Raw genomic sequence first — 16,628 nt, 5'->3', positions numbered from 1 at the left:
CCCCGGCGTTCTTCGTCGGTGAGGTGGCGGATCAGTACTCGGTCTTCACGGTCACGCCGCTGAACGCGTCCTTCCCGTAGAGGCTGATGTAGTTGTAGCCGGCGGGCGGGTTGGAGATAGTGAGGGATTCACCGTTTCCGGCGTTGGTGGAACGCTGGGTGTAGGACGTCGACGTGGCCCATGAACTGGCGTTGTAGTAGAGGTCGGCGTCGCCCGTCCCGCCGGACGAGGTGATGGTGAGCGACCGGGTGCCGGACGGGATGTAGATGTAGAGGTAGGACAGGTCGCCCTGCCCTCCCGACAGGTTGCTGCGCAGGCAGTTCTGCCCGAGCTGGCGTGTGTCGGACCCGGTGCACTCGGTCCCGCCGCCACCGCCGCCGCCGGCGGACACCGAGATCTGCTGGGTACTGGTGGCGGTGGCGCCGGAGTTGTCGGTGACCGTCAGCGAGACGCTGTAGGTGCCGTCGGCGCCGTAGGTGTGGGACGGGTTGGCCGACGTCGAGGTGGTGCCGTCGCCGAAGTCCCAGCTGCGGGAGGCGATGGTGCCGTCGGAGTCGGTGGACTGGTCGGTGAAGTTCACCGCCAGGCCGTTGGCCGAGTGGGAGAACTTCGCGGTCGGCGCCTGGTTGCCGCCGCCACCGCCGCCCTCCGCGCACGCGCCGGACGCGCACGCGGCCAGCCATGTGCGCCAGTCGCTGTCGTAGCGGCTGCCGATGGTGCCGGTCAGGAACGACCGGGCGGCGTTCCAGTTTCCGGCGCGGTAGTAGCCCAGGACGGTGGCGAGGTCACCCGGGTGTTTCTCGAACATGTACCGCACCGCCAGGTAGCCCCAGTAGTAGATGCGGGTGGTGTCGTTGCTGTAGGTGGTGTCCCACAGGGTGCTGAGCGCGTAGGTGCCCTTCGCGGCCTCGGCGATCGCCGAGTCGTCGTTCACCTTCCGGTAGGAGTAGGAGACGTACTCGGCGAACCCTTCGATCCACCAGATGGTCGGCGTGGTGATGCCGGCGTTGAAGTCGCCGTACATGTCGAACCGGCCGTCGAGGTAGTGGGTGTACTCGTGGTTGAGGTTCCAAATCTGGAACGTGGGGCGGACCCATTCGGCCTCGTAGGCGATGAACCGCGGCTGGTTCCCGGCAGCGGCCGGGTCGCCTTCCAGGTACATGCCGCCGTTGTTGGTGTCGATGCCGAACATCGCGCCCGCGTAGGTCTGGTAGTCGGTGCTGGAGTCGAAGACGCAGACCTCGATCGTGGTGTTGTTGTCGTTCGCGACGGGCTTGTTGCCGTCCTTCACCAGGCTGTGGAAGTAGGCGTCCTGGTTCATCAGGCTGGCGCAGCTGTCCGACAGCTGCGCCGCTGTCATGTCCTGCGCCCGGATCTTGATGCTGGAACTGCAGGTGTGGTTGATGGTCAGGACGTTCTGGGCGAGCCGCTGCTGCAGGTTGCACGTGTTGTAGTAGGAGCAGTTGGCCTTGTCGTAGGAGTCGGTCATCTCGGCGATGCCGACCCACAGCGGCGCAGTCTTCCCGGTCATGCTGCTCTGCCCGAGCAGGCCCTTGGCCAGTGGCCTGACCTTGGCCTGGAGCGGGGCGTGCTGGAGGAACCGGGCCATTTCACGTCCGGCGTTGGAGGCCAGGTAGCTGCGGTCGGTGCCGAGCAGGCCGAGGTGGCCGGCGGCGAACGAGTTGAGCGCGTCCAGGACACTCGGGTCCGATTGGACCGCGGAGACGAACTCCGGAACCTGGTGGCCGCGGAACAGCACGGTGTACACGTTGTTGACCGCGTTGAGCATCCACCAAGAGGCGTCGTAAGAACTGTTGTAGCCGTTCAGAAGCCGCTTGACGACGTAGAGGTAGCGCGCGTTCTCCTGGGCGCTGTCGATCAGCGTGACCGCCTCGGCGAGGACCTCACCGTTGGCGTCGCTGACCGTCGAGGACTTGGAGCTGCCGAAGTAGGCGTCCAGGCCGGACTGGATCGCGGTCTTCAGCGACTGCCCGTAGGTGCCCACGGTCGAGGAGTTGTACCACTGGACGTAGTACCCGGCGCGCAGGTACAGCACGAGCTGGGCCGTGCTCGTGCTGTTGTCGCCCGGGTAGTAGACCGCGTTGTCGCGCAGCGCGTACGCGATCGTCACCATCTGCGACTCGCGGAACGCGTAGTAGGCGTCCCCGCCGGTCAGGCTGAACAGCGAGTTGACGCAGTCGGTCGTCGACGACTTGACCTGCTGGACCAGCGCGCTTCCCGAACGGCTCGTGAAATCACTCGGGCTGCAGGCGGCCGCCTTGGCAGTGGCCTTCGGCGCGTTCTTCTTCGCCTTCGCCGTGCTCTTCATGGACGGCCGTTTGTGCTCAGCCGACTTCTTCGGTTGTTCGGGGCTGCTCTTCAGCGCGTCCTTCTCCGCCGACAGCGGCGGACGGTCCTTGGCCGGGAGCGGGGACTTCTGGACGTGCGGCGCCCGATCGTCGGGAGTGCTGACGGGGGGCGGTTTCGGGGCGGCGTTCGCGGGGCTCGCAGGGGAGACCAGGAAGCTGATTCCCAGTAGGAGCGCGGCCGACGCCTGCAGGCATCTGACGGATCTGCGTCTGTTTCTCACGGGGGTTTCCTTCGGAGACATTCCCATTGGAACGGACGGATTCAGGGGTCCGGGGTCCAACGCCCGGAGGGGGTGGGGGAAGCGTGCGCCCGCAGTGTGCAAGCCGGATCCGCGCCGTGGTCATACACGGCCCCATCGATCTCGGTTATGGATCGTCCGAGTGCCCGGATTCGCGTGACGGCAGGGATGGGCATTCGCTGAGGTGGCGGACTCTTTCCGGTGCCGGATCTCCGCCCGTTGCCGAATGCGGACAGCCTCAAAAGAAGTCTGCAATTGTACACTGCAATTTCACTGACCGGGAGGCACTAGTGAAACAGCCAAAGCCGAGCCGTCGGAGTGCGGCGGTCATCGCGGGCGGGGCTATGCTGGCCGCCGCCGCGCTGACCGTCCCACCGCGGGCGGCCGCCGCGCAGGAGTCCCCACAATGGCGGTCCTGCGGCGACACCGAACACCCCACCCTGCAGTGCGCGATGCTGGAGGTCCCCGTCGACCACGCTCATCCGGACGGGCGCACGGTCAAGATCGCGGTGAACCGGCTGCCGGCCACGGCACCCGAGGACCAGCGGCAGGGCCCGATCCTGCTCAACCCCGGCGGACCGGGCATCAGCGGCCTATGGATGGCCACCTGGATCCCCGACCAACTCCCCCCCGACGTGGCCGCCGCCTACGACTGGATCGGCTTCGACCTGCGCGGATCCCAGCACAGCGAGCCGCACATGTCCTGCGACCCGCACTACTTCGACGGCCCCCGCCCCGACTACCAGCCGAGCCAGGGCACCACACGGACCTGGCTCAGGAAGGCCGCCGGCTACGTCGCGAAATGCACAGCGAAGTACTCCCGGCTCCTGCCGCACCTGTCGACCCTCGACCACGTCCGCGACATGGAGTCCATCCGCAGAGCCCTCGGCGCCGAGAAGATCAGCTTCTTCGGCTGGTCCTACGGGACCACCCTCGGCTCGACCTACGCCCAGCTGTACCCCAGGCACGTCCGCCGCCTCGTCCTGGACAGCATCGTCGGCCCATCAGTCTCCTGGTACGACCACAACATCCGGCAGGACCTCCAGCACGAGAAGCGGTTCAAGGCTTTCACCGAGTGGGCGGCCAAGGCCGATGACGTCTACCACCTGGGCACCGATCCCGACGAGATCGCCGACAAGTGGTACGCCATGCGCGCCGAACTCCGCGCAAACCCAGTCGGCAGGATCGGCCCCGACGAGTTCGACGACACCCAGGTCGCGGGCGGCTACAACGCACTCCGCTGGCCGCGCCTGGCGACCGTCCTCTCGGCGTACACCAACTCCGGCGACACCGCCCCACTCGTCACCGCCTACGAGCGCTACGCGGCACCGAACCCGGAAGACGACTCGTTCGACCTGTACAACGCCGTCATGTGCGCCGACAGCAAATGGCCCCGCGACTTTCGGTTCTGGCAGAGGGACCAGGCCGAGGTCAACGAGAAGGCCCCCTTCTACACCTACAACAACATGTGGTTCAACGCCGGCTGCCTCTACTGGCCGGTCAAGGCGGGACACCGGACTAGGATCACCGGAAAGGGCCTGCCGCCGGTCCTCCTCTTCCAAGCCACAGACGACCCGGCCACGCCCTACAAGGGTGGCCTGGAAATGGCCCGCGCGCTCCCGTCCGCCCGCCTGGTCGTCGATCGCGGCGGCGGAAGCCACGCCATCACCTTCGCCGGCAACAAGTGCCTGGACGACCTCCTGATCGACTACCTCCGCACCGGAAGGGTCCCCACCGACCGCGGCCTCGTCGACCGCACCTGTGAGAAGAACCCGGACCCGACCCCGGTCTGGGTCGCGCCGGCGCCGGCCACCGCACTCCGCACGCCGGCGACCGCCGTCCCGCGCCAGTTCGCCACGTGACCCGGTGACTCCGAGGGGGCCTGCCGGGTACACGGCAGGCCCCACCGGCCGGTGAGTCCGTCGGAGATCAGTCCAAGGCCAGCAGCAGTGCCGCGGACCAGCGGACGCGTCGGCGCGGTAGCCGTACCTCTGCAGGCACTTGAGGGAGAAGTACGCCTGGTCGAGCCAGACGGGGCCGCGCCAGTACTTCTCCGGGGCGAAGCTACGTCGACGGCGCGCACTCCAGCACCGCGCAGATCGGGTCAACACCGAACTGCTCCCGGTGGGAATCGATGAACTCGACTAGCGCGGCAGTTTCGGGTCGAGTTCCCGGGCGAAATACGCGGACGCGGCCTTCAGGATCTCGTTCGCCCGCCGCAACTCACGGTTCTCGCGCTCCAGCTCGGCGATCCTTTGCGCGTCGCTGGTCGTGGTCCCTGGACGCTGCCCGCCATCGATCTCGGCCTGCCGGATCCAGGTCCGCAACGCCTCACGATGCACCCCGAGCTGGTCGGCGACACGGGCGATCGTCCCGGTCCTCTCACCTGTCTGCTCACGCACCTCAAAGACCATCCGGACCGCGCGTTCACGCAGCTCAGGGGAATACTTCCTCGGGGGTGCCATAGCCCTCACCCTTCCAGGTATCAGGGCCTCCACCCAACCCGGGACGCTCCACCTGACCCAGGTGACGCGCACCAGCAATCGGTCAGCCCCCTCCAGCGCGTCTCACGGCCGTCGGACCGGCCGGGCGGGTGGTCGGCGCGTTCTTCGACGGAACTCATACCCCCGGCTGGGTGGTGACATGCAAACGAAAAACCTTGAATTATAGGCCGAGCCTGGCCAGCCCGAACGAAGTGTCAAGAAAGCTGAGGCCGTTACCCCGGCATCTGTAAATGACGACCCCGAGAACGAGCGGTCAGGCGGACTGGATGTCGGCTCGCCGCCACGCTGATCGAGCCGGCCCTGGCGGTCTGTTAGCCGGTGCAACAAAGTCGCTGCTGCAGGTCTCGTTGGAGACAAGGCTTTCGCGTCTTTACGTTGTAGATCACCACATCACACCGGTGCCCCTTCTCTAACTCCGGGTCAGGACGACCGCCTGCGGCCTCGATGCTCACAGAGAGCGACCTATTGCCGAGTGGGATCTAGCCTCGATCTTTCGTGAGGTCGGTTGGGTCGCGGAGCGACCCAACCGACTCTTTGTTTTCAGTGGCGGGTCAGCCGCTCGGCCCGACTGACGCGTCGGGTGGGCGGGGTTCCAGGGGCCCTGGGGTTTCCTTCCTGGGGTTGATGGGACGGCTTGTCGCTGGTCAGGGTGCGGGAAGCATCTGCAGCCGGGTGATCGCGGTGGTGATCAGGTCGGTCCAGGGCCAGTGGTCACTGAGCCGGAGCCGGAGGCGGCTGCCGCCGCGGACCAGGCGCCCGGCGGCGGAGAAGACCCGCAGCCGCAGGCGTTTGGGTTCCCAGGTGCGGGCCGGGTGGCCGGTCAGGGCAAGCATCTGGGTCCAGGCGGTCAGTTCCGAGGCGAGCGCGACGATCTCCAGCCAGATCTGGTTGGCGGCGGCGCCGTGCAGGGGCAGGTTGCGCAGGCCGGCGTCCTTGGCGCACCGGATGCGGTCCTCGCAGCGATTTACATTGAATCAGTGTTGGCAATTTTGCTATTCTTCGGCTAGATCCATCAGATCCCGAACGGCTTCCGCGCTGGAACGTCATAGCCCCTACTGGACGGGTTGGGCGTGCTAGCATCTTTGGCTTCGAGTCTCGACTAACGGATCGTTGAACACCCTCTGGAACGCGCGCCTGCGTATTCTTCTGCAGTTCCCCTCGTGTTGCCTCAGGAGACGATGCGATCCTGCAGGCCGTTTTGCTACCAAGGGCTCCTCAGCACTATGCGTTGATACAGTCAACAACGAAGAGGGGGCATGCGGCAACTGAATGGCCACTTTCGGCACTTCTGTTGAAGGTAAGAGATACGAGGGCTCTGATCGCCGCGCCTCACCCGGCCTGTACCTCATGGTTACTTCGGAACCTTGGCATCCTTGCCAAGATTGAGACGGCACGGTGGCGACACCAACGGCAGGTCCTGCCCTACGGCGATATCAAGGCCAACCCCGCTCTGATCACTGGCACGACCGTGCTTCTTGCTGACTCGGACACCCAATGCGCGGAACGCGTCGCCGACCTGGTTCCACACTTCATCTGGCCGGCCACACGCCCCCGCAGTAGATCATGAACCCGCTACCATGCTATTTCAGCGGACATGACCTCATCATGTCACCAGTTACACAAAGTGCGGAATCCGTATCTCGCCGATTTTCGTCTGCAACTTCTTGCCGCATCCGCCGATCCATTTGCCGCGGTAGAAACCACGATGCTGGTAGTGGTCGCGCATGAGCCTTGCGCTGGGGCGGTCGAACGGCATCGCGATCGGGTGTAGGGACATCGGGCCGTCGAGCACTGTCGTCTGAACTTTGCGAAGGTCGAGCATTTCACTTCCAGGGGGTCTTGCGTAAGGCGATTCACCCGGCCGACGGGCCCGGGTACGGAGTGGCGGCCTCAGCCGAGGTGGGCGAGGGCGGCGGTGTAGAGGTGGATCGGGTCGGTCGGCAGGTCGCGGGACGTCCAGCCGGGGATCGGCGCCACTCCTGGTATCCAGGGGCGCAGGCGCGCGTAGACGGCGAGGGCGTCCGCGGGACGCGACTCCGGGGTCTTGGCCAGCAATTCGTCCACCAGGGCGGCCAGTTCGGGGGGGACGTCGCCGTGCAGTGGCGGTGGCGGTTCCGACTGGCTGCGGGTGATCTCGTCCAAGACGTGCTGCGACTCGAACGGGCGCACGCCGGCGAGCAGTTCGTACAGCAGGCAGCCGACCGCGTACAGGTCGCTGGCACGGCTGGCGTCCTCGCCGCGCAGGAGTTCGGGGGCCATGTAGTGGGCCGTGCCGGGTATCTGGCCGGTTTGCGTGATGCGGGAGAACTCATCGCCGGTGGACGTGGCCACGCCGAAGTCGATCACCTTGACGGCCCCGTCCGGGGCGAGCATGAGGTTCTCCGGCTTGACGTCCCGGTGGATCAGGCCGGCGGCGTGGGCGGCGGCCAGAACCGCGCACGCCTGCGCGCCGATGAACGCCGCCCAGGACGGCGGCAGTGCACCTTGCTCGTCGAGGAGTTTGCCGACCGAGTCGCCCGGCAGCGACTCCATGACGAGGAACAACTCGTCGTCCTGGCCGAAGTCGTAGACGGTGGGGACGCCCGGGTGGCTCAGCCGGGCGGTGATCCGCGCCTCGCGGTGGAAGCGGCGGCGCAGTTCCCGGTCGACCTCGGGCACGCCGACCAGCTTGATCGCGACGGGGCGGTTGAGCCGCAGGTCGGTGCCGTTCCAGACCTCGCCCATGCCGCCGCGGCCGATGGGCGAAGTGATCCGGTACCGGTCGGCGATGTCTCGTCCGGAGCTCACGGCAGGAACCCGCTCTTCGTGCCGTGCCAGGTGATGACGGCGTTGTCACGCGCACGGGTGACGGCGACGAACAGCAGGGAGCGCGCGGTCCGGAGGTCCCGCCGGTGGCGCAGCGGGTCCTCCTCTGCGAACCGGGTGATCCGGGCGGCGGGGACGAGGCCCTCCGCGACACCCGCGATGATCATGTTCTGGTATTCGAGGCCCTTGAAGCGGTGCATGGTGCCGACGTGGACTGGCGCCTCGACATACCGGGGGCCGTCCGCGGTGATAGCGCAGGCGACGATGCCCTCCTTGGCGAGGCGGGTCTCGACCTCGGCGACCATGCGGCGTTCGGGGACGCACACCGCGATCGAGTCACCGTCCCATGCCCTGATCTGCTGGACAATGCCGTCCAGTTCGGCGTCCCAGGTGGAGAAGCCGCGCAGTTCCGGGACGGCGCCGCGCAGCACGGAGCGGTAGCCGGCGAGGTCGTCGCGGCCGTCGTCCAGGTCGTCCCACTGCTCCCCGCCGAGCACCCTGACGGCGGTGCCGAGGATCTCGTGCGTGGTGCGGTAACTGAGCGTCAGCCGGGACGACCGGCCGCGGATCGCGATGCCGAGGTTGCCGAGCGACACGTGGTTGCCGTAGATGCGCTGGTGCGTGTCGCCGGTGATGAACATGTCGTTGCGCCCCGGGTCGACCATCGCGCGCAGCATCCGCCAGTGCGCGGCGGACAGGTCCTGCGCCTCGTCCACGACGACGTGCTGGTAGCGGGGGCGCAGCCGCATACCGGACTCGTCCTGCAGCTTCGGCGAGTCGGCCTGCCTCTCCTGGTACGCCGCACGGTCACGGGCGCGGGCCGCCTCGATCTGCGCGGCACGCTCGGTCACCTGCCGGAGCGTCGACAGGTTGTTGTTCTCCAGCCGCATCACGTACCGCTCGGTGAGGTTCCAGATCCGCTTGCGGTCGGCGCGGTTGAGCGGGCGGCCCCGCCCGGCGCGGCGGGCCCGGAAGTACTCGGCCTGTGTCCGCAGCCCCTGTCCGAGGATCACCTGCGACCATTCCTCGTGCAGGAACCCGGCGTCCCAGCGGGTCTCGTTCTCCTCCGCGAGCAGGTCGTCCCACTCCTTGCGGGCCTTCTCATCGTCGAGGCGGCGACGCGCCCGGCCCCGTTCGGACTCCGCGACGATCTCGCTGGCGAGCTTGTCGACGTTCGTGATGTGGACGCGGGCGGCGACCTCTTCGCCGGCGAGGGCGATGAGCCGCTGTTCGAGGTCGGCGGCCAGGTTCTTGTTGAATGTGGTGAGCAGGACGGCCTTTCCGCCGCTGGCCGGGAGCCGGTCCACGAGATGCTTGACGCGGTGGAGCGCGACGATCGTCTTGCCGGTGCCGGGACCGCCGCTGACCCGCGCCGGGCCGTTGTAGTCGCGCTCGACGAGCTTGCGCTGCGTCGGGTGCAGGTACACCTTCCAGCGGCCGAAGTCGCCCTGTTCGAGCACTTCGCGCAGGTCGGCGTCGGCGGTGGTGACGGCCGTGGCGGGACGGGCGAGGGCCGCCGCGTAGTCCTCGGTGTCGACCTCCTCCTCGGCGGCGACGGGCGCGGTCACCTGCTCCAGGACATCCTCCGGGGACGCGCCGTCGTGTAGCGCGAGCAGGACTTCCCCTGTCAGCTGCGGCGCGTACGACACGAGCCCGAGCAGTTCGTCCTCGGTGGTGATCTTCGCGATGAGCGGCAGCAGCGGCTCGGCGACGCCGAGGTCGAGGAGCTGCTCGGAGGAGTATGCGGCGAACAGTGGCGCCGCCGCTACCGGCTCCGGCGAGGGTGCCGGTTCCGGCCGCGGTTCCGGCTGCGGCCGCCCGTTGCCGTTGCCGCCGACGACCTCCTCCGCCACGACGAGGTCCAGGAATTCGATGCCGCCCGTGACCGGGTTGATCTGGTACCGGTACCGGTCGAGGTGGTCGTACACCTCGCCGCGCGGCTCGACCGCCACGAGGATGTACTCGGTACCGCCCGCGTGCAGCAGCAGCGCACGGTAGTCGTCGTTGACGCGCGCCGAGTACAGCTGCGAGTTCTTCAGCTGCTTGAACCGCAGCCCCTTGTTGCGCGGGTCGTTGCGGAACTTGTGCTGGAAGTCGTAGATCGCGCCCTTCACCGCGCGGGGGAGCTTCAGGATCTCCTTCTCGGCCCGGTCGAGCAGCCGCAGCGTCGCCCCGCTCACTTCGCTCCTTCGATTCGATCAACCAGTTCTTCGCGCGTCCAGCCGTCCACGGCCCGGACGTCCCACCCCGCCTCCGCGTAGGCGGTGTCGCGGCGCTGTGCCTCCTCGCCGTCCCCGGCCAGGACGATCGCGATCTTGCGGTCAGGCCAGGCCACTTCCGCCTGCCACGCCTGTTCGCCCAACTCGTAGCCGATGCCGGAGTCCGGCGGCGCGGCGATCCCGGCGGCGGCCAGGCCACGGACGAACGCGGCCAGGCCGGGCTCGTCGGGATCGATCATGTCGAGCACGTCCACCCAACTGTCGGTCAACACCGTCGGCTCGGGGGCAGGTTCCGGCTCCGCCGCGTCGACGCGCGTCGGTGCGGGCTCCTCGTGGGACGGCGCCGGAGCCGGGACGGTCGCGGCGGGCTCCGTGATCGCCTCCGGCTCGTCCCGCAGGTCTTCGTCCAGCGGGACGAGGCTGAGCGCGGCCTGCCGCCCCTCGCCGCCGGACGCCGCGAGCAGCGCCGGGTCGAACCGGTCGATCTCCGACAGTGCGAGCTGCCCGCCGTCGCCGCCGCCGTGGTCGAGGAACTGCAGCAGGTTTCCCCAGTACAGCCAGCTCGCCCACCGCCGCTTGTGCGCGTCGGTGTCGGCGACGATGGTCTCGTTCCGGTCGTCGATGACGACGAAGGCGCTCCACGCGGGGGCGCCGCTGCGGCTCTTGTCGAGGATCACGGTGAGCGGGGCGGCCGCGTACACCTCGACCGTTCCCTGCTCCAGTGCGGGCAGCGGCTCCCCGCGCAGCGCGGCGTTCACGCGCGCGGCCACGCCGGCGCGGTCGCTGCGCGTCCCGCCCGTCCGGAGGCCGGAGTTCAGCACCCCGAAGGTGACGGCCTCGGCGCGCCGCAGCCACACGTCCCGGTCCGGTTCGGCGAGGTAGGCGAGCAACGTGTCGACGGGGTTGGTCCACATCGTGCGCGGCAGCTCGTCCGGGTCGCCGGCCCGTCCGTACAGTTTCCTGGCCGCCAGCCGCGCGTTGTTCTGGTACGGGCTGTAGGCCTCGACGCCGTCACAGGGTTCGTGGCGGCGGGCCTCCCACTCGTCCAGGTCCTTCCAGGTGAGCGCGAACACCAGCCGTCCGTGCGCCCGGAGCTGGGCCCGCTTGGCGGCGTCGTCGGCGAGCCGGTTGATCTCCGGGGCCGCGTGGTAGTTGTACCCGTCGAGATACACCGTGACCTGCTGCGGCTCGTCGTCGACCAGCCGGAACACCACGTCCGGGCGCGTCCCCCGGATCGTGTTCTGCAGGGTCACCCGCCACCGCCGGATGGCCGCGCCGCCCGAGCCGGTGTTCGGGATCTCGATGCGCAGGTCGGCGGTCTTGCGTCCGGCGACGACCGGGCCGCGCGTCAGCGACGCGTTGCCGCCGTCCCGCTTCGCCCAGGTTTCCAGCCCCTCCAGGAACCGCGACTCGAGCTCGCTCTCGACCTGGTCCCACAGCGAGATCTCGCTCGTGTCGGCGACGGACGCCGTCTGCCATTCCTCCAGGAGCTCTTCCAGCATGTCGACGGCCTCGGCCCGGCTGACCTTGTCGAACAGCGTCCCCGGGACGTGCGAGAGCAGGCATCGGTGGCACGCGCGCTTCCCCGGCTCCTCCCGGCACGGGCATTCGGAGGCACGGGCGTGGGCCGCCTCCAGGACCCGGCGGAACTCCGCGGGGTCGGCGAGCCGGTGCAGGTATCCGGTGCCGCCGGGCAGCGTGTCGTGCAGGACGAGGAAGCGCCGCCGCCGGCCGGTCGCCTGGTCCGGCATCGTCGCCGTCACGATCTCCAGGTGGTCGGGGTCGCCGCCGTAGCGGGCCGCGACGCCCGCCATCAGCGCCGCCTGGAACGACGCCGTCCGCTCCTCGACGTACAGCGTCGCGACCGGCAGCAGAATCCGCAGCGCCTCCGTCCGCAGCTCGTGCGCCAGGATCATCTTGTGGTGGTCGGCGTCCCGCGACGCGCGCCGGTAGGAGCACCAGGTGCGGTGGTGCCGCCGGCTCCGGTCCGTGGAGGACGCCGCGATCAGCGCGTCCCGTCCGTTCTCGTCGTCCTGCCCCGGCGGGCCGTCGACGGTCGCGCCGCCGCACGACGGGCAGACGTGGAAATGGGCGATCTGCCGTTCGTCTCCGGCGAACCGGGCGACGTCGCGCCGGTCGGTGCGCCGCACTCCGAGGTTGAACCGGCGGACCACCGCGTGCCGGGTGAAGTCGACCCCGAACACGGCGCCCGAGTGCCGCCACGACCCGGGCGCGATGTCGGCGCGGTCGATGTCGACGGCGACGGCGTCCTCGTAGTACCGGCGCTGCCGCTCGTCGGAGTCGTCGCCGATCCGCGCCTCGTCCCGCCGGTCGTGCGCGAACACCCGCACCGGCCGCAGCACCTTGTGCAGGTTCTGCACGGCCCCGATGGCGGGGTCGCCGCACCGCGCGCACGCCGAGATGTCGCCCCCCGCGTCGAGGCCCGTCCGGACGTGCCCGCAGCTGGGGCAGACCCGCCACTGCTCCCAGGAGGGACGCGACTCGGTGCCGATGTCCAGCCCGCTGACCTTGTGCTGGTAGCCGCGGATGTAGAAGGAGTTGCCGGGCGCGAGCTCGGTCAGCGCGAGCCGCGCCGACCGCCCGTACTCGCGGACCTCGCTGTGGTACGTCCGCTCCTCGGCGTTCTCCTCTTCCCACGTGACCGTCGCTTCGAGCGTGGTGACGTTGTCGAGCAGCGAGTAGTTCGGTAGCAGCCCGAGTTCGACGAGGGTGCCCTGCGCGCTGCGCCGCCCCATGTCGCCCATCAGCCGCGCGATCCCGCCTCGCTCGGAGCGCAGCGACCGCCGGGTCGCATTCTGCGAGGGGTCCGATTCGAGGAGCGAGTCGATGGCCTCGTCGATGCGGTCGAGGCGGTCCTTCAGGTCGGCGCGGCGGGCCTCCCACCGCTCCTCGACGTCCCGGACGACGTCCTTCAGCCCGGCGGTGGCGAACGCGCGCAGATCGGCGGCGGCGTCCGGCGACACCGACCCGCCGAACAGGTCGAGGAACGCCTCGACGGCTCCGCACTCCAGCGCGGCGGCGGTGAACGCGGCGAGCCAGCCCGTCTCGCCGAACAGCGCGGACGTGCGGCGCGGCAGCGGCAGCACGCCCGGTAGCCGGCCCCGCGCGCACAGGTCGACCAGGTGCGCGGCGTACTGGCGGCGCAGGATCTCGATGGCGGACAGGTAGCTGCCCGGCGGAACGATCCGGCCCGCGATCATCGCTTGGGGCTCGTTGATGAAGTACAGGTCGCGAGGGTGCCGGCCGACGAGCGTCACCAGGAACGCGTTGCCGGTCTTGCGCCCGGCCCGCCCGACCCGCTGGACGTAGTTGGCGGGGCCGGGCGGCAGCGACGCCAGGATCACCGCGGACAGGTCGCCGATGTCGATGCCGAGTTCCAGTGTCGGCGTGCACGCCATCACGTTCGGGTCGTTGTAGCGCTGCTCCTTCTTGCGGAACCGCGCCTCGACGTCCTCACGCTGCCGGCGGGTGAGCGCGCCGGTGTGCTCGGCCGTCACCACCCGGAACGGCTCCTCCCCGAGGTACAGGCGCCGGTAGTAGTCGTCGCGGTGGCTGCGGGTGCCGCGGTCGGTGAGGGCGCCGCCGCACCGGTAGCGGGGACACGGCTGCCCGCGCCAGGCGTCCACCAGTTCGGGACGGATCGTCTGCTGCCACGCGCACCGATCGCAGCCGAGCCCGGCCTCGTCGGCTTCCGCGTCCGTCAGCGCGTGCACGAGGACGTGCCCCGGCTGCAGCCCGTACACCCCGGTCGCGCCGTCGATGACGCGCTTGGCGACGAGGCCCTCCTCGGCGAGGACGGGCAGCAGGCGCCGCAGGTACTCGCCGGCCTGCCGCCGGTCGAGGGCGAGGCAGCGGGCGGCCCAGTCCTGCGCCCAGCCCTGGTCGGCGTCGATCCGGTCGAACTCCGACCTGCGCTTCTGCCGGTCGAGCAGGAACGTGGGCGCGCTCAGCCCGCGCGGGAACGCGGGCATCCCATCTGGGCGGCGCCCCCAGATCGCGCCGAACCGGCTGGTGCCGCCGTTCGTGATCCACGCGTCGAGCCACCGGTGCTTGATCGCGCCCCGGTAGCGGAGCCGTTCCAGCAGACCCCGGACGAGCGTCGCGTACCGCTCCGGCGTCTGAAGCTCGATCATGCCGGTGACCTGCGTGTGGACGTCCTTCGCCAGCGCCGCGGCGCGGGCGGGGTCGGGCAGTGCGACCTCGGCGACGGCGGTGCGGGTGAGGTCGAGGGTGCGTCCCTGCCGGGACCGCAGCCCGAACTCCAGGATCGTCTGGAACGCCAGCCGCTCCCCGATCAGGCCCCACGCGGCGGGGGTGCCGCTGGTGGTCTCGGCGAGGATGGCGTCCACCTCGGGGCGTTCGTGCAGGTCCGGCGGGACGACCGCGGGCAGCACCCCGGACTGGCTCGCCGCCGCGGCCAGATCCCCGATCACGTCGTTCAGCCGCACGCCCTTCCCGGGCTCCAGCCGCGAACTGATCAGCCGCCGGAGGGAGAAGGCGTACGACCGGTTTGCCACGAACCCGGCCCGGTGCGCGGCATCCTGGACGGAGTCGTTGAACAGCAGCGTCTTCCGCCGGCGCGGATCAGTGGACAGTTGCCGGCCCGCCATCAGCTGGGTGACCGTCACCGCCGCCAGCGACGCCAGCCCCGCACCGAGGTACCGGATGCCCTGGTCCATCTCGCAGGCCGGGCACCGGTCCTGCTTCGCGGCGTTTTCGGACGACTCGTCGTGCACGATGTCGGTGAGGACGAACACGCCGTCGCCGATCGCGCCGTACCGGTGCAGCGCCGGGTCGAACGTCTTGACGCCGTCGCCGGTGAGGATGGCGAGGCGGCGCACTCGCGCCTCGACCTCCGCCTTCGTCGCCGCGATCATCGGCCGGACCCGCTTCTTCTCCGGCCCGGTGGACGCCCGGTAGATCCGCTCGGGGACGGTGACGAGGTCGCCCGGGTCCCGCTGCGGCGAGAACGCCGTCCAGCCGGACCGTCCGCAGTGCCGGCAGTAGACCGCCGGGAGCATCGTCTTGCCGAAGTGGTCGAAGCCCGAGTCGGCCTCCAAGACCGGGGGCTCCCCGATCCACGCGAACGCGGCCCTGTCGTCCACCATCCGCAGCAGCCGCGACACCGCCCGCACCCACAGGTGCGTCTCCACCAGCAGGAAAGGAGTCTCCGGGTCGTCGGCCTCGGGATCGCGGGCCTCGGAGATCAGCGCCACGAACCGCGCCAGCGCCTTCGCCGCCTTGCCGGGATTGTCGAGGATGGACGCGCCCCACGCGTACGCGCCCATCTTCGGCAGCAGCTTCAGCATCTGCTCGGGCGTCTGCGGGTCTCCGTCCTTGAGCAGCTCCAGGACGGCCCGGGTGAGGATGTGCTGCTTGAGCACCTCCGCGAGCTGCTGCCGTGTGAGGTCGTCGCGGCCGGTGACCTCGCGCTGAATGCGTTTCAGCGCGTCCGGCTTGTGGATCGGGTCGCCGCACGCGATGAGGTCGTCCGGGGACGGCAGCGGAAGCCCGTAGTCGAGTTCACCGAGGAACTCGTCGACGGTGCAGCGGTCCTCCCCGATCACCGCGTCGTCGGCGAACGGCGTCCCGAACACTTCCCCCGCAGCCGCCCGGATCTCCGCGCCGTCACCGCCCTCGCCCAGCGTCGCGGACGTCGCGACCGGGCAGATGTCGCCCAGCGGCCTCCCCGGCTCGGCCTTGCCGGTGACGGCCGCCAGCCGGCGCAGCAGCATCGCCACATCGGTGCCCTGCGCGCCGTCGTAGGTGTGGAACTCGTCCACCACCACGTAGGTGAGATTCGCGTCCTTCCACAGCGGGACGTCGTCGCCGCGCTGGAGGAGCAGGTCCAGCATCTTGTAGTTCGTGATCAGGATGTCGGGCGGGTTCCGGCGGATCTCCGCCCGGTCCGTCATCACCCGCGGATACCCGATCTCCGGCGTGTCTCCGATGTAGAGGCCCGCGGTGACCTGCTCCATGCCGTGCTTGTGGAGGTAGTCGTTGAGCCGGTTCGCCTGGTCGGTGGCGAGCGCGTTCATCGGATACAGCAGGACGGCCTTGACGCCGCCGCGCCCCTTCGACCGCTCCCGCCGGCAGTGGTCCAGCACGGGGATCAGGAAAGACTCGGTCTTACCGGAACCGGTCCCGGTCGTGATCAGCGTCGGCTTCGCCGGGCCGTGCAGTGTGCTGAGCCGCTCGAACGCCTTTGCCTGATGCCGGTGCGGACGGAAGTCGAGCCCGTGCCACTCAAGGCAGTCCTGCCAACCGGACTCGGCCTTCCGGAATGGCGTCCGAATCCGCAGGTACGGGCCCCGGAAGATGCCCTGCACCGGGTCATTGAGGAACCGTTGCAGCGCCTCCCGAGCCGACGGGTCGCTCAGCGCGAACGTCGTGGACAGGTACTGCGTCAGGTTCTCCCGCAGCTCCTCCGCAGCCAGCGTCGGCTTCAAGTCTCAGCGCCTCCGGTGTCAT

6 protein-coding genes, 2 pseudogenes and 1 other annotated feature are annotated in these 16,628 nt (G+C 69.4%); of the genes and pseudogenes, 1 reads left to right on the top strand and 7 read right to left on the bottom strand.

Annotated elements, in window-relative coordinates:
• Positions 1 to 31: 31 nt before the first annotated feature.
• Positions 32 to 2,590 (bottom strand): collagenase, encoded by a 2,559-nt coding sequence (locus AL2_RS17560; protein ID WP_245666703.1) that lies wholly within the window; start codon positions 2,588 to 2,590, stop codon positions 32 to 34.
• Between the two features lie 362 nt (positions 2,591 to 2,952).
• On the opposite strand from AL2_RS17560, the gene AL2_RS17555 reads away from it, so the two are divergent.
• Positions 2,953 to 4,470: an alpha/beta hydrolase gene (locus AL2_RS17555; protein ID WP_067634912.1), complete on the top strand. Its 1,518-nt coding sequence runs from the start codon at positions 2,953 to 2,955 to the stop codon at positions 4,468 to 4,470.
• Positions 4,471 to 4,678: 208 nt separating this feature from the next.
• Here the strand turns inward: AL2_RS17555 and AL2_RS17550 are convergent.
• The 6 genes and pseudogenes from AL2_RS17550 to AL2_RS17525 all read right to left on the bottom strand — a co-directional run.
• Positions 4,679 to 5,022 (bottom strand): annotated as a pseudogene (locus AL2_RS17550) (transposase); the annotation flags it as partial.
• Positions 4,682 to 4,795 (bottom strand) — a sequence feature (AL1L pseudoknot). (Overlaps the previous pseudogene by 114 nt.)
• A 734-nt stretch (positions 5,023 to 5,756) precedes the next feature.
• Positions 5,757 to 6,074, bottom strand: a pseudogene (locus AL2_RS36430) (transposase); the annotation flags it as partial.
• A gap of 653 nt (positions 6,075 to 6,727) precedes the next feature.
• Positions 6,728 to 6,934: a hypothetical protein gene (locus tag AL2_RS17540; protein WP_067634909.1), complete on the bottom strand. Its 207-nt coding sequence runs from the start codon at positions 6,932 to 6,934 to the stop codon at positions 6,728 to 6,730.
• Between the two features lie 68 nt (positions 6,935 to 7,002).
• Positions 7,003 to 7,899, bottom strand: coding sequence for a serine/threonine-protein kinase (locus tag AL2_RS17535; RefSeq protein ID WP_067634908.1), 897 nt, complete (start codon positions 7,897 to 7,899; stop codon positions 7,003 to 7,005).
• Positions 7,896 to 10,097 carry a UvrD-helicase domain-containing protein gene (locus tag AL2_RS17530; protein WP_067634907.1) on the bottom strand — a complete coding sequence of 734 codons (2,202 nt, stop codon included), beginning with the start codon at positions 10,095 to 10,097 and terminating at the stop codon, positions 7,896 to 7,898. Before AL2_RS17530 ends, AL2_RS17535 begins: the two co-directional genes overlap by 4 nt.
• On the bottom strand, positions 10,094 to 16,606 hold the full coding sequence (locus AL2_RS17525) for a DEAD/DEAH box helicase (protein WP_067634906.1): 6,513 nt from the start codon (positions 16,604 to 16,606) through the stop codon (positions 10,094 to 10,096). The genes AL2_RS17530 and AL2_RS17525 overlap by 4 nt, the downstream gene beginning before the upstream one ends.
• Positions 16,607 to 16,628 lie beyond the last annotated feature (22 nt).

It is taken from the genome of Actinomadura latina NBRC 106108 (assembly GCF_001552195.1).
Classification (GTDB): domain Bacteria; phylum Actinomycetota; class Actinomycetes; order Streptosporangiales; family Streptosporangiaceae; genus Spirillospora; species Spirillospora latina.
The sequence above is the reverse complement of the archived record's forward strand: the minus strand, read 5'-3'. Positions and strand labels throughout refer to the sequence as shown.